We start from the raw sequence: 24,355 nt of genomic DNA, 5'->3' as shown, positions 1-24,355 counted from the left end.
CTATGAATCTGAAGAATACGATGTCGAAACTTCCTAATGGTATCAGGGTGATTTCCTACGAGCTTGGCTCGTATCTATTACGTGTCCACCCGTTGCACTTCCTTTTGTCTGGCGGACGTTATTTGCAGCACCTGTCTTTCACCAATTGTGTTTCAAACAGTATTGCGTTTGATCAATTCGATTACCACCGGATGGCCCAAGGGAAGCATGTATGAGTACTTACAAGATGGTGTGCCCGCACTGCCTGAACCGGATGCGCATACGTACCAGCGAAGGGCGGCATATCTTCCTGCGGGTGGCATACCTGCAATGTACGTCGGAGGCCTGTGGCTGGTCGGTACGGGCCGAGTTCGAAATGACCCATGAGCTTTCCCCCAGTGGCATGCCCAATCCGGCCGTGCACCTGCCGTGCGCCGGACCTGACTTGCGCCGCGCCGCACGGCCTGTCGTCGAGAGTGCTCCGGCGGCGCAAGCGCAACAGGAGTCTTGAGCATGAAGGAGGTTGATGAACAGGCCCATTTGAATGAGGAGCTATTGGCCATAGCGCAGGCGTTTCTGACCCGTCATGAAGGTGAGGGTGTGATTGATGATCAAGTGCTGTTCTGCCGTGCGGTGAGGCATTTGCAGAGTCTGGATATGCCGATGCACCAGGCGGAGCGGCTGGTCAGCCATGCATATGGATTACTCAAATCCAGCAACGATCGCCGACATCTGGATCTGGCTGCAAGTTCCGAAACTGTCGCCGTGGTCACTGATCCGGTCAACGGTCTGACGTGGGCGGTGCCGGTAGGGTTGATCGTCAAGTTCGTCATCAACTCGCCGACCAATCGCAAACTTCGACTGGTGGAGCCATGAGGTAGCGACGGTTGAATTCAGGTCCCGATCGGCGGGAACGGGACCTGGCGCAAAATTACCCCGTGCCCAAAACCCTCGTCCCCCCTAAAATACCCGGCATCCCCCCGATTCGTATTGCCGAGGCCGTTTTTCCATGTCCGTCACCGCCACTCCCGCCAGCCTCGCGCCGGATCATCACGCCCAGTTCATCGACCTGCTGCAATCGAGCCTCGAGCACAACGCATTCATCAAACTGGTGCTGGCCAAGTACGTGGGTGATGAAACGGACCTGCAGCGGATCATCATCAAGCCGGTGACGGTTAAGGCGCAGCCTTGCCTGTCTTTTGTCTACCGCTACAAGACCCGCGATATCACCAAGAACCTGCCGCTGGTCGAAGGTGTGGCGAGCATTGCCGGGCTGCTACCGGCGTCGTTCAAAAATGCGCATTTGTTGTCGTTGACCGACGAAGCCCAGCTCGAATACAGCAAAAAAGGCAAGTCATCGCTGTTCAAGAGCCAACCTCAGCAATTGCGCGAAGTGCCATCGGCCGAGCACAACCGTGAGAAAAACCGTTTTCTTGACCTGAGTCGGCCGTTTCTCGCCGACCTCGGTGTGACCAACCGCAAGCACGAGCTGATCCCGGCGATGTCGCGCAAGTGGAAGCAGATCAACAAGTTCATCGAAGTGTTCAGCCATGCGCTGACGTCGTCCCCCCTGGCGCTGGACAAGCCGGTGCGTGTGGCGGACTTCGGATCGGGCAAGGGCTACCTGACCTTCGCCATCCACGATTACCTGCGCAACACCTTGAAGGCCGAAGGCGAGGTGACCGGCGTCGAACTGCGTGAAGACATGGTCACCCTGTGCAACACCGCCGCCGCCAAGCTTGAACACCCCGGCCTGGTGTTCAAGTGCGGTGACGTGCGCAGCGTGGCGCCGAGCGAGCTGGACGTGATGATCGCCCTGCATGCCTGCGATATCGCCACCGACTATGCGATCCACACCGGCATCCGTTCCGGAGCGGCGATCATCATGTGCTCGCCGTGCTGCCACAAACAGATCCGCCTGCAAATCCAGAGCCCGGCGCTGCTCAAGCCGATGCTGCAATACGGCTTGCATCTGGGCCAGCAGGCCGAGATGGTCACCGACAGTTTGCGCGCGTTGTTCCTTGAGGCCTGCGGCTACGAGACCAAGGTGTTCGAGTTCATCTCACTGGACCACACCAACAAGAACAAGATGATCCTGGCGGTCAAACGCGCAGAACCAGTGGACCCGGCTCAGTTGCTGGCGAAGATTCAGGAGCTGAAGGATTTCTATCGCATCAGCGAGCATTGCCTGGAAACCCTGCTGCGCTCCGACGGTTACCTCTGATCCTGTTGTAGGAGCGAGCTAGCTCGCGATGGACGTCAACGATAACGCGTGCTTTCTGAATCAACGCGTCGGTTTCAAGTCCTTCGCGAGCAAGCTCGCTCCCACAGGATTGGGTTTGATCGCTGTCTTGCGCCCGAGCATCACCGTCACGATCACCCCGCCAGCAAACAGCCAGGTAATCGGCTCCACATGTTCACCGAAGAACAGCGCCGAGAAGGCGATGGTGAAGAAGATCTGCAGCAACTGGATCTGACTGACCCGGGCAATGCCACCCATGGCCAGTCCGGCGTACCAGGCAAAGAAACCGATGAACTGCGAAAACAGCGAGACATATCCGAAGGCCCACCAGGTCTTGGCGGAAATCTCGCCCTGATGTTGTAGTGCCAGATACACCACCGGGCCGATCAGCAGCGGCGTCGACAGCACCAGCGCCCAGCAGATCACCTGCCAGCCGCCCATCTCCCTGGCCAGCCGGCCTCCTTCGGCGTAACCCAATCCGCCCACTGCAATGGCACCAAGCATCAGCAAGTCACCGGCCTGAATGCTGCCGGCACCGCTGATCAGTGCATAACCGAGCACCAGCGCACTGCCCAATGCGGCGCAGGCCCAGAAGGCTTTCGAAGGCCGCTCATGGGACAACCACGCGGCGTACAGCGCCACGCACAGCGGCTGTAATCCGTTGACCAGCGCGCCGTGGGACGCCGGCAAGGTTTGCATGGCCCAGGCCGACAATACCGGGAAACCCAGGATCACCCCGGCCATCACCAGCGCCAGGCCTTTTACCTGCTTCCAGGTCGGCCATTTTTCCCGGTGCCACAGCAACAGCAACGCCGCCGGAACCGCTGCAAACAGTGCCCGGCCCAGGCCATTGAGCAGCGGGTGGAGTTCCTGCACGACGATCCGCGTGAAGGGCAGGGTGAGGCTGAAGATCACAACGCCGAGCAGGCCCAGGGCCATGCCGGTGTTTTCGCGCGAGGACATGATGGCAACCAGAATCGTGGAAGGTGGGAGGTGTTGTTATCTAGCCATAAACCCGGTGTAAGCCGCTGTTACAGCTAGGTGCAGAGTTATCCGTACAGTTGCGAACACACCTATGTGGCGAGGGGGCTTGCCCCCGTTGGGCTGCGCAGCAGCCCCTATCCGGTTTCATCAACCGAACCGCACTGTCCTATTTTGCGCCTGCTTCGCAGGCGAACGGGGGCAAGCCTCCTCGCCACAAGGTAGTAGCCGGTTGTTACCCGACCCGCCGGATAAGGACTACCTTGAATACTCCTGCACGCCCACTTCCAGAGGAGTCCTCCCCATGGCTGCGAAAAAAATTCTGATGCTGGTCGGTGATTACGTCGAAGACTATGAAGTGATGGTGCCGTTCCAGGCGTTGCTGATGGTCGGCCACACGGTGCACGCCGTTTGCCCGGACAAGGCTGCCGGCCAGACCGTGCGCACGGCGATCCATGACTTTGAAGGCGACCAGACCTACAGTGAAAAACCCGGTCACCTGTTTGCCCTCAACTTCGATTTCGCCAAGGTCAACGCCGCCGATTATGACGCGGTGCTGATTCCGGGCGGCCGTGCGCCGGAGTACCTGCGCCTGAACGAAAAAGTCCTGGAACTGGTGCGCGCGTTCGACAAGGCTGGCAAGCCGATCGCTGCCGTGTGCCATGGCGCGCAGTTGCTGGCGGCAGCGGGTGTTCTCGAAGGTCGCGAATGCAGCGCTTATCCGGCCTGCGCTCCGGAAGTGCGACTGGCGGGCGGTACGTATATCGATATTCCGGTGACGGACGGCCATGTCCAGGGCAATCTGGCCACCGCTCCGGCCTGGCCTGCGCATCCGAACTGGCTGGCCGGTTTCCTGGGGTTGTTGGGTACTAAAATCACGCTGTAAAGAGGGGCATGCCCATGTGCGAGCTGTACGTCAAAGCCGACCCGATACTCTACGAATCGCGCTCCCGCTCGCTGCGCATTTGCGGGGTGGTCACCACCTTGCGGCTGGAGAATCAGTTCTGGGACATCCTCAGCGAAATCGCCGAGGTCGACGGCATGACCACCAATCAGTTGATCGCCAAGCTGTATGAAGAGGTGATGGACTACCGCGGCGAGGTGGTCAATTTCGCTTCGTTCCTGCGGGTGAGTTGTACGCGGTATCTGAGCCAGCGGCGGACGTCAGCACCGGAGTTGTCGGTGGTGCGGGCTGCGGCGAAGTAAGGAAGATCGTGTCGACGCCATCGCGAGCAAGCTCGCTCCCACAATGGTTTGGTGTACACAAGTCTACTGTGGGAGCGAGCTTGCTCGCGAAGGGGCCAGAGCAGGCGACAGAAACCCGAGGCTGGTCTTTACTGTGAAGCGCGCAACCTTTCAATCGCCAAGGAGAAAGAGCATGTCCGGATGGTATGAAGTGAGCAAAAGCAGCAATGGCCAGTTCAGGTTTGTCCTCAAGGCGGCCAACGCCGAGACCATTCTGACCAGCGAGCTGTACACCACCCACGCCGCCGCCGACAAAGGCATTGCCTCGGTCCAGGCCAACAGCCCGCTGGATGAGCGTTACGAGAAGAAAATCACCAAGGATGGCCACCCGTATTTCAACCTGAAGGCGGGCAACCACGAGATCATCGGCAGCAGCGAGGCCTATTCCTCCGATGCCGCCATGGAGAAAGGCATCGCCAGCGTGAAGGCCAACGGTTCGTCCAAGGTGGTCAAGGACAAGACGTTGCCGGTGCTTTGAGATCAACACACATCCCCTGTGGGAGCGGGCTTGCTCGCGAAGAGGCCGTCACATTCAACCTGTCTATTGAATGTTCCACCGTCTTCGCGAGCAAGCCCGCTCCCACATTTTGGTTTTGTGTATGGCAGGAAGTCAGCGCAAGGCGTTCAGCAGCCCTTGCAACTCACCACAACCTGCCTCACTCAACGGGAATACCGGCAGCCGCGGATCCCCCACCTCCAGGCCCGTCGCCCGCAAACCCGCCTTGATCGTCGCCGGCAAGCCACCCTTGAGGATGAAATCCAGCAGCGGCAACTGGCGATAGAACAGTTCGCGAGCCTTGCGCAAATCGTTGGTCAGCACTGCTTCGTACAAATCCAGGTTGAGCTGCGGGATCAGGTTCGGCGCAGCGGTGCACCAGCCTTTTGCGCCGGCGGCGAAGGCCTCCAGGGCCAACGGATTGCAGCCGTTGTAGAACGGCACCTGGCCTTCGCCGAGACGTTGCAGTTGATGCATGCGCTGGATGTCGCCGGTGCTCTCCTTGACCATGGTCACGTTTTCCACGGCGTTGACGATGCGCAGGATCAGGTCCACCGACATGTCGGTGCCGCTGGTGGCCGGGTTGTTGTAGAGCATGATCGGCACGCCGATGCTGTCGCCGATGGCGCGGTAATGGGCGAGGATCTCCGCTTCGCTGAGCTTCCAGTAGGACGTGGGTAGCACCATCACCACATCGGCGCCTTGAGCTTCGGCGAAACGCGCGCGGCGCACCGCTTTAGCGGTGGTCAGGTCGGACACGCTGACGACGGTCGGCACGCGCCTGGCCACGTGCCTGATGCTGAACTCGCTGACCTGATCCCACTCTGCGTCGCTCAAGTAGGCACCTTCACCGGTGCTGCCCAGCGGTGCGATGGCGTGTACGCCGCCCTCGATCAGTCGGTCGATGGAGCGCCCGAGGGCATTCAGGTCAACGCCCTCGCCGTGGGGGGTGAAAGGGGTGATGGTGTAACCGATGATGCCGTGAATGTTTGCGGTGGACATGGTGTCTCTCCGTTCGATCGATGGGTTCAGTTCAGGCAATCGGCGTGTTGGCGCAGGATCTGCCGGGCGTAGTAGTTGAAAGCGGCGGCATGCCGCTTGGGCCGGGCAATCCAGTCGTGGGCTTCGCGGCCCAGTTCGGGAATGATCGGCTTGATGGTCCCGGCGCTCATCGCCAGCAGTTGCAGTTTCGCGGCGCGTTCGATCAGTTGCGCGATGACGCAGGCTTCCTCGATGGTGCCGCCGGTGGACAATTGGCCATGGTGCGAAAGCAGGATCGCCCGTTTGTCGCCCAGTGCCCCGGCAATCAGCTCGCCTTCCTCGTTGCCCACCGGCACGCCCGGCCAGCCTTCGAGAAACGCGCAGTCGTCATAGAGCGGGCAGAGGTCCATGTGGGAAATCTGCAACGGCACTTCCAGCATCGACAAGGCTGCAACGTGGGTTGGATGGGTGTGAATGATGCAGTTCACATCCGCTCGGGCGCGGTACACCCAACTGTGAAAACGATTGGCCGGGTTGGGCATGCCGTGGCCTTCGAGCACCTCCAGGTCCTCGTTGACCAGCAGCAGGTTGCTCGCGGTGATTTCGTCGAAACCCAGGCCCAGTTGTTGAGTGTAGTAAGTGCCGGGTTGCGGACCACGGGCGGTGATTTGTCCGGCAAGGCCGGAATCGTGACCATGCTCGAACAGGATGCGGCAGGTCAGGGCCAGCTTTTGCCGGGCGGTCCACGTATTATCCGCCAGGGTATTTTGCATTTGGCTCAGCGCGTGCTTGACCAGCTGCTCTTTGGGCAGTGCTAATGTCTTGGCCATATCGGTGTCCTTTGGGTGATTCAATGGACGTCGGGTTTGCCGTTCACCGGTTCCTCGCAAAGTCGTCGGTGAGTGCAAATGACACTAAAGAGCCTATATGACACATTGTGTCATTGGCAAGGACAAATCGTTGCCTCCTTGATGGATAAATCGCTCTACATGTCTATCCGTTTGAAATTACTCAGAAAAAAACTTGGCGTGACGTTGGAAACCCTGGCCGAACAATCCGGCATGACCAAGAGTTACCTGTCGAAAGTCGAGCGCGGGTTGAACACGCCGTCGATTGCTGCGGCCCTGAAACTGGCCAGGGCGCTGAATGTGAAGGTCGAGGAACTGTTCTCTGAAGACAACGTCAGCCTCGACAGCTACAGCCTGGTGCGCAGCCACGAACGGCAACCCTTGGGCGTCAGTGACAACAATTCGGGTTACGCGGTGCTGGCCCATCAGGTCAGCGAACGCAGCCTGCTGCCGTTCATCATCTACCCGCCGGCCGAGTTCACCGACAAGACCTTCAAGGAGCATTTGGGCGAGGAGTTTTTATTCGTCCACGAAGGGCGGGTGGAGGTGGACTTCATGAACGAGCGCGTGCTGCTCGATCGTGGCGATGCGTTGCACTTCAATGCGCAAAAGCCGCACCGGATTCGTTCGGTGGGCGAGGTGCAGGCGCAGTTGCTGGTGGTGGTGCACAGCGCTGAAGAATGAGTTGACTGCAAAAGCATCGCGAGCAAGCTCGCTCCCACAGGGATCACGCTGAACCTGTGGGAGCGGGCTTGCTCGCGAATGCGTCAGATCAGTTGCCGCTAAACCTCGACCGGAACCGCCAGCTTCGTGCCACCCAACGCATGGCTCTTCGAATCAAAAAAACGCAACTCAACCCCCGTCCCCTCAAACACCTTCGCGTAATGCCGCTTCTGGTGCTGGATGAAGGCCTTGCTGCGCGGGTAAATCGAGATCGCCACCACCTGCGGTTTCGCCAGGCGCAAGGCATGGATGATGTGGCTGTCCTGCTCCCCCAACGCATGGCCGAAGATGCACAGCGCCTGGCCGTGACCGAGTAATTGCTCGTAGCAGAACGACAGGTAATCCGAACTGCGAATGGTCTTGAGCTTGTCCGCACTCGGGCCTTCATTGACGAACAGCGGCACGTCGTCGAGGGTCTTGATCGTGTTGTTGATGGCGAAATTGCCCAGCAACGTGCCCTCTGTCGACATCAGCTTGCGCGCCGTGCCGTCCTGGTTGCGCACCAGATGCAGACCGCCGTGTAGGTACAGCAAACGGGTTTTATCGGTGGTCGTGTCGCTCAGGTCGAAACCGGGCTCGGCGCCCTGGAACAGATCGCTGATCGCCTCAGGTTGGTGTTGCACTGCCCAGTAGTTGAGCAGGTCGTAATTGGTGGTGAACACCGTGTGGTAGCTGGCCAGCTCCTGATTGATCGTCGCCAGCGTCGAAGGCACCACCAGCCGCCACGGGATATGCACCGCATGCACAGTGTTGATCAGTGCTTCCTTGATCGCGTAGTAGCGATTGCGCGGGGCGGCGGAGCTGACGGCCAGGGCCTTGTTGACCCGGCTGGTGGTTTTCAAGGCGCTCAGTACCTGCTCGAAACTGCGGGTCTGCATCGCATCGAACACGCTCAACTCGGACGGGCTCAGGGGCTTTTCTTCAACGGTGCGGGCGTTTTCGAACAGCGATTCGTAGCCGAAATCGTCCCACACCGCGCGACTGGCACCGTTGCCCACCAGCAAGCCACTGAACGAAGTGGTGCTGCGCAAGGCGTTCCAGTCTTCAAGTTGAGCATCGACATCCTGGAAATCGGTCATTGCGTTCTTCGTCTCACGGCAAAAGGTCTGTGGGCGGCGACTTTATCACGACCGGTGCCTGGACCACGGCACGACGTGGGCGAAGAACGCTATGCTGCGACTTCGCCTGAGCCGACTTCGCCGAGTACCCGATGCTGCAAAAAAGCCTGATCCGCCGTCTCGACCTGATCACCCTGCAACTGTTCGTCGCCGTGCACGAAGAGGGCACGCTGACCCGTGCAGCGGTGCGCGAAGCGATTGCCGTCTCGGCGGCGAGCAAGCGTTTGATGGAGCTGGAGGAGGCGTTGGGCATCAGCCTGTTCGTGCGCCAGGCCAAGGGCATGTCCCTGACGCCGGCCGGTGAAACCCTGCTGCACCATGCCCGGCAGATGTTGTTCAACGTCGAGAAAATGGGACTTGAACTGGGCGAGCACAGCCACGGTGTGCGCGGCTACGTGCGGATGCTCGCCAACCTGTCGGCGATCATTCAGTTTTTGCCCGAGGACCTGCGGGATTTTTCCGAGCGTCACCCACAGGTCAAGACCGACCTCGAAGAACGCCCCAGCGCCGGGGTGATTCAGGGCGTGCTCGACGGCGTGGCCGACCTCGGGATCTGTTCCATCGACAGTGACATCAAGGGCCTGCACAGCGTGCTGTATCGCCAGGACAAACTGGTGGTGTTGATGCCGTCGCACCATCCATTGGCGAGTCGGTCCAGCGTGGCGTTCGCCGATACGCTGGACAGTGATTACGTTGGGTTACATGCCGCCAGTTCGATCAACATGCGGACCCATGCCGCCGCCCGCGAGGCCGGCAAGGTGCTGCGGGTGCGAATTCATGTGCCAGGGTTCGACGCCATGTGCCGCATGATCCAGGCCAACATGGGGATCGGCATCCTTCCGCAGCGCGCCTATGAATTGTTTGGCCGGGCGCTGGGTTTGCACGCGGTGCCGTTGACGGACGAATGGTCCGATCGGGCGTTGATTCTGGTGGTGCGCGATGAGGCGTTGCTGTCGCCGGTGAGCCGGATGTTGTTTGAGCATTTGCGGGATACAGCCTGATAGTTCTCGGCTGAATGGGCGGGCCTCATCGCGAGCAAGCTCGCTCCCACACTGGGTCGGCGCCGCACTGAGGATCCCTGTGGGAGCGAGCTTGCTCGCGATGACTGACCTGAGGCCACGACAATTTCCCAAAGCGTTCGCATTTCGCGAACGCCCGTTGCCAACTGAAGGTTGGATTCCCGAGCGACCTGTCCTCTAGCCTTGGCACATATTCCAAGAACAAGAGGTACCCCGCGATGACTGCCCCTTTGAGTGCGATCAAAGTGATCGAGATCGGCACGCTGATCGCCGCGCCGTTTGCGGCGCGCATGCTGGCCGAGTTCGGCGCCGAGGTGATCAAGATCGAAGCCATGGGCCAGGGCGATCCCCTGCGCAAATGGCGCAAGCTGCACGAAGGCACCTCGTTGTGGTGGTACCTGCAATCACGCAACAAGAAGTCCCTGGCGCTGAACCTCAAATCCCCTGAAGGCATCGAACTGGTCAAGCAACTGGCGACCAGCGCCGATGTGCTGATCGAGAACCTGCGCCCCGGCGCCCTGGAAAAACTCGGCCTCGGTTGGGACGTGTTGCACGCGCTCAATCCCAACCTGACGCTGGTGCGGATTTCCGGATACGGCCAGACCGGCCCGTACCGTGATCGTCCGGGTTTCGGTGCCATAGGCGAAGCCATGGGCGGGATCCGCTACACCACCGGCACGCCTGGTTCGCCGCCGGCGCGGGTCGGCGTGAGCCTTGGCGATTCCCTGGCGTCACTGCATGCGGTGATCGGTGCGCTGATGTCGCTGCTAAGGGTCAAGACCGGGCAGGGCGGCGGGCAAATCGTTGATGTGTCCCTGGCCGAAAGCGTGTTCAACGTCATGGAAAGCCTGGTGCCGGAATACGACATGCTTGGCCATGTGCGCGAACGCAGCGGCGGTGCCTTGCCGGGTATCGCGCCGTCCAACACCTACCTGACGGCCGACGGCGCCTACGTGGTGATCGCCGGCAACAGCGATCCGATCTACAAACGCCTGATGCAAACCATCGGCCGCGCCGATCTGGCCGAAGCGCCGGAGTTCGCCCACAACGACGGGCGTGCAGCCAAGAGCAACCTGCTCGACGCCGCCATCACCCACTGGACCAGCAGTTTGCCCATCGACGAGGTGCTGGCCGCGCTGGAGGCCGCCGAAGTCCCGGCCGGACGCATCTACTCGGTGGCCGACATCGTCGCCGATCCGCACTATCAGGCGCGGGACATGCTGCTCAATGCCGAGTTGCCCGGTGGCGCCACGGTGAAGATGCCAGGCATCGTGCCGAAACTCTCCGAGACGCCCGGCGGCGTGAACTGGTCCGGCCCCGGGCTGGGCCAGCACACCGACGGCATCCTCGCGCAATTGGGCCTGACTGCAACAGACATCGAACGCCTGAAAGTCGAAGGAGTGGTGCAATGATCAGCGATTATTCCGACCACCTGATCGTGCAGGAAGTGTCCCCGCGCGACGGTTTGCAAATCGAGCCGACCTGGGTTGAAACCCACGACAAGATCGCTCTGATCGATCAACTGTCGCTGGCCGGGTTCAGCCGCATCGAAGCCGGTTCGTTCGTGTCGCCCAAGGCCATTCCTGCGCTGCGCGATGGTGAACTGGTGTTCAAGGGCATTACCCGGCAACCGGGGGTGATCTATGTCGCGCTGATCCCCAACCTCAAAGGCGCGCAGCGGGCATTGGCGTGCCGTGCCGATGAGCTGAACCTGGTGATGTCCGCCAGCCAGACCCACAACCTGGCGAACATGCGCATGCGTTGTGAGGATTCATTGGCGGCGTTCGGCGAGATTGTGCAGTTCGTCGGCGACAGCCCGGTGCGACTCAACGCCAGCATCGCCACCACCTTCGGCTGCCCGTTTGAAGGCAAGATCGATGAGGACCGGGTACTGCAAATCGTCGACGCCTATCAGGAGCTCGGCATCCAGGGCATCACCCTGGCCGATACCACGGGCATGGCCAACCCGCGTCAGGTCGAGCGGCTGGTGCGCCGGGTGCTGCAAAGGGTCTCCCCATCAGACCTGACCCTGCATTTTCACAACACTCGCGGTCTTGGCCTGTGCAACGTGCTGGCCGCTTACGAGGTCGGTGCCCGGCGCTTCGACGCGGCCCTCGGCGGCCTCGGCGGCTGCCCGTTCGCACCGGGGGCATCGGGAAACATCTGCACCGAGGATCTGGTGAACCTGTGCGATGAAGTCGGCATTCACACCGGCATCGATCTGCCGCTGTTGCTGAAACTGTCCCGGGGACTGCCGGCGCTGCTCGGCCATGAAGTGCCCGGTCAACTGGCCAAGGCCGGGCGCAATTGTGATTTGCACCCGATACCCTCCTGACCAAACACGAAACCCTGTGGGAGCGGGCTTGCTCGCGAAGACGGAGTGTCAGTCGACATCTTTGCTGAATGTCAGACCGCTTTCGCGAGCAAGCCCGCTCCCACAAAAAAAGCACCTCAACCAGACAACAAAAACAATCGGACACCCACGGGAAGTCCGCCTGGAGAAACGCAATGAGCCTTAATGCACTGGAGGCCGGCGCGAGCCCGGCCGTTAGCCACGACGAAGAAAAAGCCCTGGTCAGCAAAGTCGCCTGGCGCCTGATGCCGCTGATCATGGTCTGCTACCTGTTCGCCTTTTTCGACCGCATCAACATCAGCTTCGCCAAGTTTCAGCTGCAGGCCGACCTGAGTCTGAGCGACACCGCTTACGGCCTGGGTGCCGGGTTGTTCGTGGTCGGTTATGTGATTTTCGAAGTGCCCAGCAACATGATGCTGTACAAGGTCGGAGCCCGGCGCTGGATCGCCCGGATCATGATGTCCTGGGGCCTGGCCACGGCGGCTATGGTGTTCGTCAACAGCGAATGGCAGTTCTACGTGCTGCGCTTCGTGATCGGCGCGATGGAGGCGGGTTTCGCTCCGGGCGTGCTGTATTACCTGACCCTGTGGTTCCCGCAGCACTATCGCGGGCGAATCACCTCGATGCTGTTCCTGGCGTCGGCGTTCGCTGGCCTGGTGGGCGCGCCGTTCTCGGGTCTTGTGCTGCAACACCTTGACGGTGTGCTGCAAATGCGTGGCTGGCACTGGCTGTTCCTGCTCGGTGGCGTTCCGTGTATCGGCCTCGGTTTGCTGGTGCTGACCCTGCTCAAGGACCGCATCGAAGACGCCCATTGGTTGACGCCTTCGGAGAAGACTTTGCTGGCCAGCCGTATCGCTCAGCATGAGCCGCACAAGAGCGGTGGTTCGCTGCTCGCCGCCCTGCGGATTCCGGGCTTCCTGACTTTGGGGCTGATCTATTTCCTGATTCAGGTGGCGTCCTACGGCTTGAATTTCTGGGCGCCGCAACTGATCCGCAGCGCAGGTACCGAGAGTCCGGTGATGATCGGCTTGCTGACGGCCATCCCGTACATCTGCGGCGCCATCAGCATGGTGGTGATCGGACGGCTGTCCGATGCTACTGGCGAGCGGCGCAAGTTTGTCGCCGGTCTGGTGGCGGTCGGTGCGGTCGGGTTCTTCTGTGCGGGGATCTTCGCCAGTCACACGACCTTCCTGATTGTCGCGTTGGGCCTGCTCGGTGCCGGGATCATCGCCTCCATCCCGAGCTTCTGGACCCTGCCGCCGAAACTGCTGGCCGGTGCCGGCGCGGGCGCGGCCGGCGGGATTGCGGTGATCAACACCCTGGGCCAGTTCGGCGGCATCGTCAGCCCGGTGATGGTCGGCCGAATCAAGGATCTGACCGGCAGCACCACGCCGGCGCTGTATGTCATTGGTGTGTGTGCGCTGATTGCGGTGGCGCTGTTGTTGTGGGGGTTGCCGCAGAAGTTGCGCACACTCGATAAGTTTTAAAAGATCGCAGCCTTCGGCAGCGCCTGCTCGGACCACGCATCCCGGTAGGCGCTGCCGGAGGCTGCGATCTTTTGATCTTCAAGAAGTCGCTGTCATCGCTTTTTCCGCAGCGTCACTAAACTGAATCAGCACCACCCCGGCCATCAACAGCACCACCCCAAACACCTTGGGCAAGCTGAGTGGCCGCTCCACCAACCCAAACCAGCCGAAGTGATCCAGCAACAACGACCCCACCACCTGCCCCGCCAGCGCCAATGCCATGAACCCCGCGGCACCCAGCTTGGGCAGCAGCACCAATGCCAGGGAAATGAATATCACCCCAAAAGCGCCACCGGCCCACATCCAGAGCGGCGCCTTGCTGATGAATGCCAGTGATGGCAACGGCAAGCGCATCGCAACGATGATCGGCAACAGCACCACAACGCTCACCAGCAACGAGGCGAGTGTCGCCCACAGCGGATGGCCCAACCCGCGCCCGAGATTGACGTTGATCGCGCTCTGAAACGGCACCACCGCCCCGGCGATCATCGCCAGTCCAATCAGACCGGCCCAATGCAACGTACTCATGATCGATCTCCAACAGGTTTTGCTGGACTCTAGGGTATTCGTCGCGCAGATTTAAATTCCGTTTTGTTATCCAGAACATGCAGCAGATGAATAATCTTCGCCGTATCGACCTCAACTTGCTGGTGATCCTCGACGCCTTGCTCAGCGAGCAACACGTGACCCGGGCGGCCGAGCGTCTGCACTTGAGCCAGCCAGCGGTCAGCCATGCGCTGGCGCGCTTGCGTGACCTGCTCGGCGATCCGCTGCTGGTGCGCGCCGGTGCCGGTCTTGTGCCGACTCCGCGAGCGCTGGAACTCGTGGTACCGCTGGCCGCAGCCCTGGCCCAGGTGCAAGCGCTGCTGGCGCCGAACGCCTTCGATCCCGCGACCACCCAGCGCACCTTCCGTCTGGCGATGTCCGACTACGGCGCCGCCATTGTCTTGCCGGGACTGATCCGAACGTTGCGCCGCGAAGCGCCGGGCATCGACCTGCAAATCAGCCATGGAAGCCGCGAAAGCATGCTCGAAGGGGTGCTCAACGGTGACATTGATGTCGCCGCCGGTGTATTCCCGGAAATGCCCCATGAGTTGCGCAGCACGCCCCTGTTCGAAGAACACTATGCCTGCCTGGTGGACCGCAACAGCCTGCCCGCCGATGGTGGCCTCGACCTGCCCACTTACCTGGCTCGGCCTCACGTCCTGTTGGAAATGCGCGGCAGCGGCACCCCGGAAATCGAGCGTGCATTGACTGCGTTGCGCGAACGCCGGCGTGTGGCTGTCAGCCTGCCACACTGGAGCGTCGCCCCGCAGCTCATCAGCGGCACCGACCTGATCCTCACCGTCGCGTCGCGCGGCTTGCGCGATATCGATCAGTCTTCATTGGTTGTCGTGCCACCGCCGTTTCACATTCCGTCGTTCACCTTTGTGTTGGCGTGGCATAAACGGCGGGGTGGGGATCAGGCGTTGAACTGGTTGAATGAGCGGATCGTCCAAGGGACCCACCGTTGACTGATTTCTGTCGCGATCAGGCAGTCGGCAGTTGAGGTCCTGATATAGACTGGCCACCATTCACCAAGCCGTTCAAAAGGACTCCCCATGACCCCATCGTTGCTAATGGCCGTGCTTGCCTCGGGTTTTATCTACGGCATCACCCCGGGGCCGGGTGTGCTGGCGGTGTTCGGCATTGGCGCGGCCCATGGGCGACGGGCCGGGGCGGGGTTTCTGTGCGGGCATTTGCTCGGCGATGTGCTCTGGTGCAGCACGGCGCTGATTGCGATTGTCGGTGCGCGGGAGATCGGCAGTACCGCGTTCGACGTGCTCGGTGTGCTCAGCGGCCTGTACCTGTTCTGGCTCGGCTGGCGTGCGGTGCGCGCCCGGCGTAGCAGCGGTGATGCGCCGCAGGGCCCGGCGCGGCAGCCGTTCTGGCACGGCATCCTGTTTGGCCTGACCAATCCCAAGGCCTATCCGGTGGCGGTGGCGACGTTCACGGCATTGCTGTCGAGTCGCGCGGAACTGCTCAACTGGTCAATGCTGCCGGCGCTGATCGCCCTGAGTTTCGTCGGCGGGTTGCTCGCCTACGCTATTCTCATCGGCATCGTCGGTGCACGGCGTGTGCGCACCTTGTACCAGCGTCATGAACTGGCAATCACCCGGTTGTGCGGGGTAATGTTCATCGGTTTCGCCATCAATGCGCTGGTCCATGCGTTGCCGGGGCTGATGCCGGAAAAGGCTTGAATGTAATCACAGGGATGCAAGGCTGACGGGGCAGGGATGATTGAAGAGCGCTGCATTATCGGGGCACCCACGCTGAACCATGGAAAACCGGAATTCCGCGCCGCTGGCGAGTTATATCGATCTGTTGCTGGACGCCGTCTGTGCGGTGGATAAGCAGGGCCGCTTCGTCTTTGTCAGCGCGGCATGCGAGCGCATTTTTGGCTACAGCGCCGATGAGATGATCGGGGAGGCGATGATCGACATGGTGCACCCGGGCGATCGCCAGCGCACCCTCGACGCGGCCCGGGAAATCATGGGCGGTGAGCCCAAGCTCAACTTCGAAAACCGCTACCTGCGCAAGGATGGCAGTGTGGTGCACATCCTCTGGTCGGCACGCTGGTCCGAGGACGATCAACTGCGCATCGCCGTTGCTCGTGACATCACCGAGCGTAAGCAGGCCGAGTCCCGGCAGGCAGCGTTGTATGCGATTTCCGAAGCGGCCCATGCGACAGAGGATCTGCTGGCGTTGTTCAAGCGCATCCACATGATCATCGGCGAATGGCTGCCGGCATTGAGTTTTTCCGTGGCGCTGTACGACCAGCACTGCGCACAGCTGAACTTCCCCTATCACGTCGATGACCACGAGCCACAGCCCGAACAGCCCGGAACCATGACCGGGCGCCTGTGTGTCGAGGTGATCTGCACGGGGCAGCCGATCCTGTTGACTCCGGGCCAGTGCCCACCTCTTGCCGGCTTCGAAATGCTGCAGACCGAACAGAACGCACCCTGTTGGCTGGGTGTGCCGCTGAGTTCGCAAAACGGCACCATCGGCGCGCTGATCGTCAAAAGCATTCCGGGCGGCGAACGCTACACCGAGCAAGACAAGGAGCTGCTGCAATACGTCTGCGCCCAGGTCGCCACGGCCATCGAGCGCAAGCAATTGCACGCCCGCCTGCAACACATGGCCCAGTACGACCAACTGACCCAGTTACCCAACCGCGAGCTGCTGCGCGAACGGCTCAAGGCGTCACTGCAAGTGGCCCGGGAGGGCGGCGGGCGCATGGCGCTGCTGTACGTCGACCTTGACCGCTTCAAGCAAGTCAACGACACCCATGGGCACGCGGTCGGCGACATGCTGTTGCAAGCGGTGGCCAACAGGCTCAAGGGCTGCGTGCGGGAAATCGACACCGTGGCCCGCATCGGCGGCGATGAGTTCGTGGTGTTGCTGCACAGCATTCACGCGGCGGACGATACCGACCTTGTGGTCGAAAAAGTCCGTCAGGTCCTGGCTCAGCCCCTGCGCCTGGACGGGCACAGCCTGAATATCCTGCCCAGCATCGGCGTCGCCCGATACCCCGATCACGGCACCGAAGAGAAGCAATTGTTCCGGCATGCCGACGAGGCGATGTACTGCGCCAAACGCGAGCATCACCTGCGACTGGTCTGAAAAACCGCGCACCGTTCGTCGTGGCATCCACGTAATTTTCTAAACCTTTTGGGGCGCGCAAATTCAGATTCTATGCGGGCTACAGCTCGCCGCGACTACCACCAAGAGGAAGAGAATCATGCCTAATTCAAGAAACTCGAACTCGGGGAACTTCGCCAATGATCGAACGAAGGCCTCTGAAGCCGGTCGCAAGGGTGGGAAAACCACCACGACGACTGTCGACAAAGAGCCTGCGAAACCCGACATGGGCCGCAAGCCCGGACAGAAATCCAAGTAATGGATGATGGTGGTTTTGATTGAGAAGCGGGGGCGAAAGCTCCCGTTTGAATTTGAAGAGGAGGGCGCGACCATGAGCCGGATGGCCACCCGATTATGTAATACAAGTCTTGCCGCGTTACTGGGCCTGTTTGCCAGTGGCGTCTTTGCCCAGTCGACTGCCGAGTTCATCGACGAGGCCTCGGCAAAAGGTATTGCCGATATTGAAGCAAGTCGCCTGGCGCACCAGAAAGCCGAGTCCAAAGAGGTCAAGGACTACACCATTATCGTCATCAACGACCGCACCACGGCGAACCAGCACCTGGCGAAAATCGCCAAGCAACTGGATATACCGGTCGCCCCCCGGGAAGAAATTGTCGAAAAGGCCAAAGCCCTGATGCCACAAGTCATGGATGGGGCGACCTACGACGAGGCCTATACCGCCAGTCAGGTGAAGACCACGCAGGAAGCCATCGAACAGCTGCAGCAGGAGGCGCAGACCACCGACGTGCCGCAAATAAAGGCGTTCGCCGAAGAAACCCTGCCTAAATTGCAAAATCACCTGGAAATGGCCAAGGCGTTGCAAGCCAGCCGTTGACCTGAAGGTTTCAACACAAACGGCGCGGGGCTTCAGTCACGCGCCGTTTTTCTGTTCAGCACTGGTCCAGATGCGGCTTGGGAGTATGCGTTGGGTTCAGGCTGTCGAGGTCGAACACCTGGTTCTCGCCCATGGCGCGGTAGTGCCTGCGCAGCGCCTCCAGTTGCTTGAGGTCCAACGCCTCAAGCCCGAGCATGGCCTGTTGCGCCTCCTTGGTCACCCGCAGCAATTCGTCGACTTTCAAATGCAGGATGTCGGTGTCGCGGTTCTGCGTGTTTTGAATCAGGAACACCATCAGGAAAGTGATGATGGTGGTCGAGGTATTGATGACCAGTTGCCACGTATCGTTGAAATGAAAAATCGGCCCGCTCAAACCCCACAGGAAAATCAGGATCAACGCGCTCATGAACGTCTTGGGGCTACCGGCCCAAAGGGCTAGTTTCTGCGCGATTTTTGCGAATTTCATGACCGTGTTCCTTTTGAGGGGGCGCCTGATTTTTCAGACAGTGGCGGGAGAATGAAAATTCGGCTGGGGTTGCAAACCAATGAAGCATGGAGGTAGGCAAGATCTTAATTTTGGGTGGGAATCTTCCTTTGTATCGGTTTGTGTCTAGTATCAATGGCAGTCAATTTGCCAGCATGTGTTCACACGGATCGAAACCGGAAAAGAGGCTACTCATGGAATTCTTCGAAAAGTTAGCAAGTCTCGCTGCCAAAGTTCGTTTGCAGAGCGCTGCCATTCAAACGGAAGAAGCGACCAAGAATGCTTTTGTCATGCCCTTTATCAGTACGGTACTGGGCTACGATGTTTTCGATCCGACGGAAGTGACACCTGAATTCGTTTGCGATATTGGAACGAAGAAAGGGGAGAAAATTGATTACGCAATCATGAAGGCTGGTGAGGTTCAGATTCTCATCGAGTGCAAAAAAATTGGTGAGCCGCTGCATATCAATCATGCCTCCCAGCTGTTCCGCTATTTTCATGTCACCAGCGCTCGAATCTCCATTCTCACCAATGGCCAGGTCTATAAGTTTTTCACTGACCTGGACGCGCCAAACAAAATGGACGAGAAGCCATTCCTTGAACTCGACCTGCTGGATATCGACGAGTATTCCGTCCCAGAGTTGGTGAAACTCACCAAATCTGCATTCGATGTGGAGTCGATCATCAGCGCCGCAGGTGAGCTGAAGTACGTCAGCCAAATCAAGAAGGTGATTGCTTCTCAGATAAGCAAGCCTGACGACGACTTCGTGAAAGTGTTTGCTTCTCGGGTTTACGACGGAGTGATTACTCAGAAGGTCCGCGAACAGTTCCATGAGCTCACGAGAAAGGCTGTGGTGCAGTTTCTCAACGACCAAATCAATGACAGGCTCAAGTCGGCAATGAGTGGCGCCCTCCAGCCTGCGCAGGCCTCTTTACCAGTCGCTACTGGTGACACTGAACAATCCGATGTTCGAGATGAGTCAGAGGACAAAGTTCTGACGACATTGGAAGAACTGGAGGGCTATCACATCGTCCGGGCCGTGGTTCGGTCGGTTGTTGATGCCAAGCGGATTGTTCAGCGTGACACACAGAGTTACTTCGGCATCCTGCTCGACGACAACAACCGCAAGCCGATCTGCCGACTGCACTTCAACCGATCACAGAAATACATCGGCATATTTGACGAAGAGAAGAATGAAACCCGGCATGCAATCAACTCCGTTGATGACATTTACGAGTACTCGGATCATTTGAAGAAGACTGTCGGGTACTACGATTAAGATTGCTGTCTAGCGACGAAAAAAACTGGTTAATAGAGCCTAGGCCGATCAGTTAAGGTGAAAAACTGTGGGAGCGAGCTTGCTCGCGATAGCGCCATGTCAGTCGACGACGATGTTGACTGTGCAATCGCCATCGCGAGCAAGCTCGCTCCCACAGAAGTTTTCGCAACAAAGGTGGAATAGAGCAGAGCCTATTGGCCGATGTATCGTAGCGAACTGGTGGTCTGCCCAGATCACGACAACGTACCGACAGGAGAACGCAATGAGTTGGTCCGCCAAACAGTACGTCGCTTTTGAAGATGAACGCACCCGTCCCGCCCGTGACCTGCTGGCGGCTGTCCCCGCCGGGGACGTGCGCTTGGCCATCGATATCGGTTGCGGGCCCGGCAACTCCACCGAGTTGCTGGTCGAGCGCTTTGCCGATGCCACGGTGCGTGGGCTGGACAGTTCCAGCGACATGATCGACGCCGCGCGCAAGCGCTTGCCGCAGGTGCAATTCGACATCGCCGACATCGACACCTGGAATGACAGTGGCCCGTTCGATGTGATTTTCGCCAACGCGGTGTTGCAGTGGGTGCCTGATCACGCCACGTTGCTACCGTCGCTGGCGAGCAAACTGGCGCCGGGTGGCAGCCTGGCCGTCCAGATGCCTGACAACCTGAATGAACACTCGCACCGCTTGATGCGTGAAGTCGCCGCTGATGGCCCATGGGTCGGCAAACTGGCAGGTGCCGCCGGGCAAAGGACCGAAATGGCCGATGCCAGTGGCTACTATTCGATTTTGAAAGCCTGTTGCACCCGCGTCGATGTGTGGCGCACCACTTACCATCATCCGCTCGCAGGCGGTGCATCTGGCGTGGTGGAGTGGTTCAAGGGCAGTGGCTTGCGACCGTTTCTCGATCCGCTGGACGAGGCGGAGCGGGCGCAGTATCTGAAGCAATATCAGACTGCTATCGAGCGGGCGTACCCGGCCATGGCCGATGGTTCGGTGCTGTTGCCGTTTCCGCGACTGTTTATCGTCGCGACCCGCTGAAGCAAAACAGGGACAGTTGATGAGCGTCATCTGCCCCTTTTTTCGATTTTGAAAAATCACTGTGGCTTGTTCTTTTTTGAGCGCCGGGCACTCAAGTACTCAAAGGCAAAGGAGGCAAAGCCGAACAACCCGATCAATGAAATGATCATGATTCCCAACTCTGAATTGTGCATGTTGATCTCGAGGCGAAGGATGAGCCGGGAGAATAAGGGAACTGTTGCTGGGCTCAACGCAGCTCTACGGCTTCTTTACTCGCTTGCGGTGATCTATACGCAAAAGATATGAGCGTCCAGGTGGCAGGGTCACATTCAGCGCTGAACACCAACCCACTGTTTTGAGTCATATCAGGGGCTCCAATCAGTTACTCGATCACGTCGATTTCCACGAGTGCCCACGTACAGCCAGCGTACTTTGGATTAGATGTGTGCAGGGTAACGCTGCTGGCTGAGGGGAAGGGTGCACCGTTCTCGGCGAGCATCTCGAAATACCCCTCAATGGCTTGTTGAACCATGGCTATTGCATCTTCCAGATCTTCACCGGCGCTAAAACAACCTGGCACATCCGGGACTTCCACACCCCACGCATGTTCGTCGTCGTCCATGAAAATCGCAATCGGGTAAAACATGTTCATGGTCCTCCGTGAACACAGCGGGTGAGGTTATGAACCCCAAAGGGCGCCCCCGAAAGGCGCCGGGTGGACTGTCAGGAAGGTTCTACATCCATGCGTCGAGCGATTACATCAAGCACATCGCATCCATCGCGCAATGGCACGCAGCAGAGCAATGCGAAGTCGCTGAGGACCACGGTGTCGGAGGTCAGGTCGCCACGCATCGCGAGGTTTTCAAGAAGCTGCGTCACGGCGCGAATTCTGTAGCTGGCGGTGCTGAGCAGGAAATGCAGGGGTTGGGTGGTGTTGACGTAGAGGGAGGGGAGGTCGTCGGCGTTGCTGGTTAAAGCCATATATTCATTCATGAGTGATTCCTTGAATTGAAGTGAACTACCACTCAGTGTCGCCAAACAAAAGGTGGTAGCTGTACGCAGGTTGGCGAACCGGGACAAGGCAAACCGGTAGACCCAAAGGTCTCCCACGCACAGCCACCATAAACAGGTAGCCAAGTGCGTTCAGAAACGCTCCGAGATTGCTCGGAGGTTCCTATGCTTTGTCATCGAGTCGCCAAACCCGATACGCCATTTGGGCGCGCTCGGACTATAGGCCTCGTGGCAAAAGCACAGCAATGCGCGAGTGTACGGACATTTCCCAGTGTCGTGTAGGACGTTGCTTTTTTGAGCGTTGATCTCCGTTGGGCCTTTAAAAGTGGGCCCTTAGTACTAGCGTTGGCAGACGCATCACCAAATCCCGCGCACAAAAAAACGGCCACTTGGGCCGGTTTTTTGTTCTCCATATCTCCCGTCAGACAACCTGTACTGAGGCTGAAATCTGGAGGGAGGTCTACGCCATCAGGCAACACCCGCCAGCAAGCTTTCGTAAGGAATCCGCAACCCGTCGTGCAGGCGCTTGATCATCGACAGGCTCAATTTACGTTTGCGGTTCAGCACCTCAGATACCCTTCCGCTCGTACCAATGAAGGGTTCCAGATCGCGAGGGGTCAGGCCTTGCTGGTCCATGCGAAATTTAATTGCCTCAATCGGATCGGAGGGCGGCATCGGGTAATGCTCGTCTTCGTATTTCTCGATGAGCAGCGCCAGAATTTCCAGCTCATCGCCTTCAGGCGAACCAATTTCAGCTCCCCACAATTGTTCCACCCGTGCAAATGCAGCAGTCAGGTCTTCTTGATTGCGAATAGGTTTAATGTCCATCACACGGTCTCCGCGTTGATCTGATCGTACTGGGTGTGGGTGCCAACGAATCGTATGAAACCGAGCTGGCGCTGATAGTCGATTGCCATGATTACCCGGTATTTGTTGCCACCGATGTTGAATACAACCCTGCCACCCTTGAGGATGCTGGCCGTTCTCAGCTCCGCTTTAACCTCTTGCGGCGTGCCATAAACGGCTTTCTCCATGTGCCGATACCATTCAACCAGTGGTGTTTCGGAGTCAGCATAAGCCGGGCTACTTTCCCAGAACTCCCGCAATGTCCCTTTTGCAATCACACGCACTGCACTTCCTCCCATTTTGGGAGATAGTAGTCTTCGTTTCGAAGAGATGCAATCTCTGACTCCGTAGAAGAAATCCTTTATCGGGATAAGAAAAACGTTAACAAAACCCGGTTCTTGCGCAAAAACGCTAATTTTCAGAGTTTGGAGAAGCTAATCCAAATCCCGGACACAAAAAAACCGGCCATCAAGGCCGGTTTTTTCTGTCTCTGCATCCCCCGTCAAAACCACCCTGACGTGAGATCAAAATTCGATTGGAGCGGGTGAAGGGAATCGAACCCTCGTTATCAGCTTGGGAAGCTGGAGTAATGCCATTATACGACACCCGCTCAGAGCGCTGACTTTGTACCAGATACGGCCGGCGATTTGAAGTTTTTCTTTACGTGGAGCGGGTTTAACGCAGATGTGACAAAAAAGCCCGGACCGCATGACGGTCGATCGCGGGCAAGCCTCGCGCCTGCGCAATACGTTTAACGCAGCAGGGCGGGGCTTGCTCGCGATGACGCTACTTCAGCCTGCCAATGCATGGTGTTCCTGGACGTTGTGGTAACGCGGTCGGCTTTCGAGTTGCGCTGGTTTCAGGAAGCCCATCAGTGCGTTGCGGCTGTCTCGGCAGGCGGCTTTGTGCTCCATGTCGAGAAAGTGGCCGGTGGCCTGAATGGTGCTGAACGTGCTGTGTTGCACGTGGCCGGCGAACAACCGGGCGTCGTCGGCGGCGGTGTATTCGTCCCATTCGCCGTTGAGGAACAGCACCGGCACGTCGATTTTCTTCGCCGCGTGGAGGTAGCACTGACGGTCGCTGTGCAGCACGTCGCTGATGTGGAAGTGCATCTGCCCGTACTCATGTTCGGCCAGGGAGCTGACGTGGCGATAGTTGAAGCGCTTGAACAACGACGGCAGGTGTTTGCCGATGGTGTCGTTCACCAGGTGCCCGACCCGGTCGCGGTCCAGGTTGCCGAGGTGTTCGACGCCGCGCTCGAGGTAGTCGAGCATGTGCGCGTTGATCACCGGGGAGAACGAGCTGATCACGGCTTTTTCGATGCGCCGTGGCCGTTGCGACAATGCCATCATGGTCGCGGCACCGCCCCAGGAAAACGACAGCACGTGCTCGGCGGCGAAGTGGTCGATCAGCTCCAGCAGGATCTGCCCTTCGATTTCCTTGGTGAGCATTTTTTCATGCAGGTTGTGGGCTTTTGACCGGCCCGCGTAGGGCTGGTCGTAGCAGACGACGTTGAACTGCGGATGGAGGTTTTTCACGGTTTGTGCAAACGACGCAGTCGTGGCCATCGAGCCGTTGACCAAGATAATGGTCTTCTCTGCGGCGTCTGCGCGATAGAACTCCGTGTAAACCCGATACTGACCCTGTATATCCAGCACAGCGATTTCTGGCCTCATGTCATAAGACTCCTGG

At 59.1% G+C, this 24,355-nt stretch carries 28 protein-coding genes, 1 tRNA gene and 1 pseudogene; 18 read left to right on the top strand and 12 right to left on the bottom strand.

Going from position 1 to position 24,355, the window contains the following annotated elements; all coding sequences use genetic code 11:
- Positions 1-211 precede the first annotated feature (211 nt).
- The 3 genes from ABIE16_RS04570 (at position 212) to ABIE16_RS04560 (ending at position 2,203) form a co-directional block, all read left to right on the top strand.
- A complete protein-coding gene (locus tag ABIE16_RS04570; RefSeq protein WP_349733369.1) occupies positions 212-490 on the top strand; it encodes an ogr/Delta-like zinc finger family protein in 279 nt (92 codons plus the stop codon).
- A gap of 2 nt (positions 491-492) precedes the next feature.
- Entirely contained in the window at positions 493-855 is a 363-nt protein-coding gene (locus ABIE16_RS04565; RefSeq protein WP_429520633.1) for a hypothetical protein, read from the top strand.
- A 133-nt stretch (positions 856-988) separates the two neighbouring features.
- Positions 989-2,203 (top strand): class I SAM-dependent methyltransferase, encoded by a 1,215-nt coding sequence (locus ABIE16_RS04560; protein WP_218495083.1) that lies wholly within the window; start codon positions 989-991, stop codon positions 2,201-2,203.
- 60 nt (positions 2,204-2,263) lie between these two features.
- Here the strand turns inward: ABIE16_RS04560 and ABIE16_RS04555 are convergent, their stop codons facing one another.
- The gene (locus tag ABIE16_RS04555; RefSeq protein WP_349733367.1) at positions 2,264-3,184 is read right to left on the bottom strand and encodes a DMT family transporter; all 921 of its coding nucleotides are present in this window, start codon (positions 3,182-3,184) and stop codon (positions 2,264-2,266) included.
- 322 nt (positions 3,185-3,506) lie between these two features.
- On the opposite strand from ABIE16_RS04555, the gene ABIE16_RS04550 reads away from it, so the two are divergent.
- The 3 genes from ABIE16_RS04550 (at position 3,507) to ABIE16_RS04540 (ending at position 4,925) form a co-directional block, all read left to right on the top strand.
- The gene (locus tag ABIE16_RS04550) at positions 3,507-4,088 is read left to right on the top strand and encodes a DJ-1/PfpI family protein (RefSeq protein WP_008051822.1); all 582 of its coding nucleotides are present in this window, start codon (positions 3,507-3,509) and stop codon (positions 4,086-4,088) included.
- Positions 4,089-4,102: 14 nt separating this feature from the next.
- Positions 4,103-4,408, top strand: coding sequence for a ribbon-helix-helix domain-containing protein (locus tag ABIE16_RS04545; RefSeq protein WP_095945146.1), 306 nt, complete (start codon positions 4,103-4,105; stop codon positions 4,406-4,408).
- Between the two features lie 172 nt (positions 4,409-4,580).
- On the top strand, positions 4,581-4,925 hold the full coding sequence (locus tag ABIE16_RS04540; RefSeq protein WP_150814255.1) for a YegP family protein: 345 nt from the start codon (positions 4,581-4,583) through the stop codon (positions 4,923-4,925).
- A gap of 132 nt (positions 4,926-5,057) precedes the next feature.
- On the opposite strand, the gene ABIE16_RS04535 is transcribed toward ABIE16_RS04540, so the two are convergent.
- Both ABIE16_RS04535 and ABIE16_RS04530 read right to left on the bottom strand, forming a co-directional pair.
- Complete coding sequence (locus ABIE16_RS04535) at positions 5,058-5,945, bottom strand: dihydrodipicolinate synthase family protein (RefSeq protein WP_429520632.1); 888 nt, start codon at positions 5,943-5,945, stop codon at positions 5,058-5,060.
- 26 nt (positions 5,946-5,971) lie between these two features.
- The gene (locus tag ABIE16_RS04530) at positions 5,972-6,754 is read right to left on the bottom strand and encodes an aldolase (RefSeq protein WP_429520631.1); all 783 of its coding nucleotides are present in this window, start codon (positions 6,752-6,754) and stop codon (positions 5,972-5,974) included.
- Positions 6,755-6,913: 159 nt separating this feature from the next.
- Between ABIE16_RS04530 and ABIE16_RS04525 the strand changes: the two genes are divergently transcribed.
- A complete protein-coding gene (locus tag ABIE16_RS04525; RefSeq protein WP_218495088.1) occupies positions 6,914-7,456 on the top strand; it encodes a helix-turn-helix domain-containing protein in 543 nt (180 codons plus the stop codon).
- 98 nt (positions 7,457-7,554) lie between these two features.
- Here ABIE16_RS04525 and ABIE16_RS04520 read toward each other — a convergent pair whose 3' ends face one another.
- A complete protein-coding gene (locus ABIE16_RS04520) occupies positions 7,555-8,574 on the bottom strand; it encodes a DUF4917 family protein (RefSeq protein WP_429520630.1) in 1,020 nt (339 codons plus the stop codon).
- Between the two features lie 131 nt (positions 8,575-8,705).
- Here ABIE16_RS04520 and ABIE16_RS04515 point away from each other — a divergent pair, with 131 nt between their 5' ends.
- The 4 genes from ABIE16_RS04515 to ABIE16_RS04500 all read left to right on the top strand — a co-directional run bounded on the left by ABIE16_RS04515 (position 8,706) and on the right by ABIE16_RS04500 (position 13,472).
- Entirely contained in the window at positions 8,706-9,614 is a 909-nt protein-coding gene (locus ABIE16_RS04515; RefSeq protein WP_429520629.1) for a LysR family transcriptional regulator, read from the top strand.
- Positions 9,615-9,850: 236 nt separating this feature from the next.
- Entirely contained in the window at positions 9,851-11,044 is a 1,194-nt protein-coding gene (locus ABIE16_RS04510; protein ID WP_154861774.1) for a CaiB/BaiF CoA transferase family protein, read from the top strand.
- Positions 11,041-11,967: a hydroxymethylglutaryl-CoA lyase gene (locus ABIE16_RS04505; protein WP_429520628.1), complete on the top strand. Its 927-nt coding sequence runs from the start codon at positions 11,041-11,043 to the stop codon at positions 11,965-11,967. Before ABIE16_RS04510 ends, ABIE16_RS04505 begins: the two co-directional genes overlap by 4 nt.
- A gap of 173 nt (positions 11,968-12,140) precedes the next feature.
- Positions 12,141-13,472: an MFS transporter gene (locus tag ABIE16_RS04500; RefSeq protein WP_218495093.1), complete on the top strand. Its 1,332-nt coding sequence runs from the start codon at positions 12,141-12,143 to the stop codon at positions 13,470-13,472.
- A gap of 78 nt (positions 13,473-13,550) precedes the next feature.
- On the opposite strand, the gene ABIE16_RS04495 is transcribed toward ABIE16_RS04500, so the two are convergent.
- Positions 13,551-14,039, bottom strand: a complete 489-nt coding sequence (locus tag ABIE16_RS04495; RefSeq protein WP_057716047.1) for a DMT family transporter — start codon at positions 14,037-14,039, stop codon at positions 13,551-13,553.
- A gap of 77 nt (positions 14,040-14,116) precedes the next feature.
- Here ABIE16_RS04495 and ABIE16_RS04490 point away from each other — a divergent pair, with 77 nt between their 5' ends.
- The 5 genes from ABIE16_RS04490 to ABIE16_RS04470 all read left to right on the top strand — a co-directional run bounded on the left by ABIE16_RS04490 (position 14,117) and on the right by ABIE16_RS04470 (position 18,030).
- Positions 14,117-15,025 carry a LysR family transcriptional regulator gene (locus ABIE16_RS04490; RefSeq protein ID WP_407514075.1) on the top strand — a complete coding sequence of 303 codons (909 nt, stop codon included), beginning with the start codon at positions 14,117-14,119 and terminating at the stop codon, positions 15,023-15,025.
- Between the two features lie 87 nt (positions 15,026-15,112).
- Positions 15,113-15,751 carry a LysE family translocator gene (locus tag ABIE16_RS04485; protein WP_218495096.1) on the top strand — a complete coding sequence of 213 codons (639 nt, stop codon included), beginning with the start codon at positions 15,113-15,115 and terminating at the stop codon, positions 15,749-15,751.
- 79 nt (positions 15,752-15,830) lie between these two features.
- The gene (locus ABIE16_RS04480) at positions 15,831-17,177 is read left to right on the top strand and encodes a diguanylate cyclase domain-containing protein (RefSeq protein WP_429520627.1); all 1,347 of its coding nucleotides are present in this window, start codon (positions 15,831-15,833) and stop codon (positions 17,175-17,177) included.
- Positions 17,178-17,295: 118 nt separating this feature from the next.
- Positions 17,296-17,454, top strand: a complete 159-nt coding sequence (locus tag ABIE16_RS04475; RefSeq protein WP_007976786.1) for a KGG domain-containing protein — start codon at positions 17,296-17,298, stop codon at positions 17,452-17,454.
- Between the two features lie 72 nt (positions 17,455-17,526).
- Positions 17,527-18,030 carry a DUF4142 domain-containing protein gene (locus ABIE16_RS04470; protein WP_429520626.1) on the top strand — a complete coding sequence of 168 codons (504 nt, stop codon included), beginning with the start codon at positions 17,527-17,529 and terminating at the stop codon, positions 18,028-18,030.
- A gap of 55 nt (positions 18,031-18,085) precedes the next feature.
- Here ABIE16_RS04470 and ABIE16_RS04465 read toward each other — a convergent pair whose 3' ends face one another.
- Positions 18,086-18,496 carry a low affinity iron permease family protein gene (locus tag ABIE16_RS04465; RefSeq protein WP_429520625.1) on the bottom strand — a complete coding sequence of 137 codons (411 nt, stop codon included), beginning with the start codon at positions 18,494-18,496 and terminating at the stop codon, positions 18,086-18,088.
- Between the two features lie 212 nt (positions 18,497-18,708).
- Between ABIE16_RS04465 and ABIE16_RS04460 the strand changes: the two genes are divergently transcribed.
- Positions 18,709-19,794, top strand: coding sequence for a type I restriction endonuclease (locus tag ABIE16_RS04460; protein ID WP_429520624.1), 1,086 nt, complete (start codon positions 18,709-18,711; stop codon positions 19,792-19,794).
- A gap of 262 nt (positions 19,795-20,056) precedes the next feature.
- Positions 20,057-20,827 carry a trans-aconitate 2-methyltransferase gene (gene tam, locus ABIE16_RS04455; RefSeq protein WP_429520623.1) on the top strand — a complete coding sequence of 257 codons (771 nt, stop codon included), beginning with the start codon at positions 20,057-20,059 and terminating at the stop codon, positions 20,825-20,827.
- A 370-nt stretch (positions 20,828-21,197) separates the two neighbouring features.
- Here the strand turns inward: tam and ABIE16_RS04450 are convergent.
- The 6 genes and pseudogenes from ABIE16_RS04450 to ABIE16_RS04425 all read right to left on the bottom strand — a co-directional run.
- A pseudogene (locus tag ABIE16_RS04450) lies at positions 21,198-21,452 on the bottom strand (type II toxin-antitoxin system HicB family antitoxin); the annotation flags it as partial.
- A gap of 77 nt (positions 21,453-21,529) precedes the next feature.
- Positions 21,530-21,799: a short-chain dehydrogenase gene (locus ABIE16_RS04445; protein WP_429520622.1), complete on the bottom strand. Its 270-nt coding sequence runs from the start codon at positions 21,797-21,799 to the stop codon at positions 21,530-21,532.
- A gap of 486 nt (positions 21,800-22,285) precedes the next feature.
- On the bottom strand, positions 22,286-22,645 hold the full coding sequence (locus ABIE16_RS04440) for a helix-turn-helix domain-containing protein (protein ID WP_007984691.1): 360 nt from the start codon (positions 22,643-22,645) through the stop codon (positions 22,286-22,288).
- Entirely contained in the window at positions 22,645-22,947 is a 303-nt protein-coding gene (locus ABIE16_RS04435) for a type II toxin-antitoxin system HigB family toxin (protein ID WP_218495101.1), read from the bottom strand. Before ABIE16_RS04435 ends, ABIE16_RS04440 begins: the two co-directional genes overlap by 1 nt.
- A gap of 252 nt (positions 22,948-23,199) precedes the next feature.
- Positions 23,200-23,273, bottom strand: a tRNA-Gly gene (locus ABIE16_RS04430).
- Between the two features lie 181 nt (positions 23,274-23,454).
- On the bottom strand, positions 23,455-24,339 hold the full coding sequence (locus ABIE16_RS04425) for an alpha/beta fold hydrolase (RefSeq protein ID WP_090453634.1): 885 nt from the start codon (positions 24,337-24,339) through the stop codon (positions 23,455-23,457).
- Positions 24,340-24,355 lie beyond the last annotated feature (16 nt).

The sequence above is a fragment of the Pseudomonas sp. 2725 genome, assembly GCF_050434585.1.
Classification (GTDB): domain Bacteria; phylum Pseudomonadota; class Gammaproteobacteria; order Pseudomonadales; family Pseudomonadaceae; genus Aquipseudomonas; species Aquipseudomonas jessenii.
This window is presented reverse-complemented; position numbering and strand designations above follow the sequence as displayed.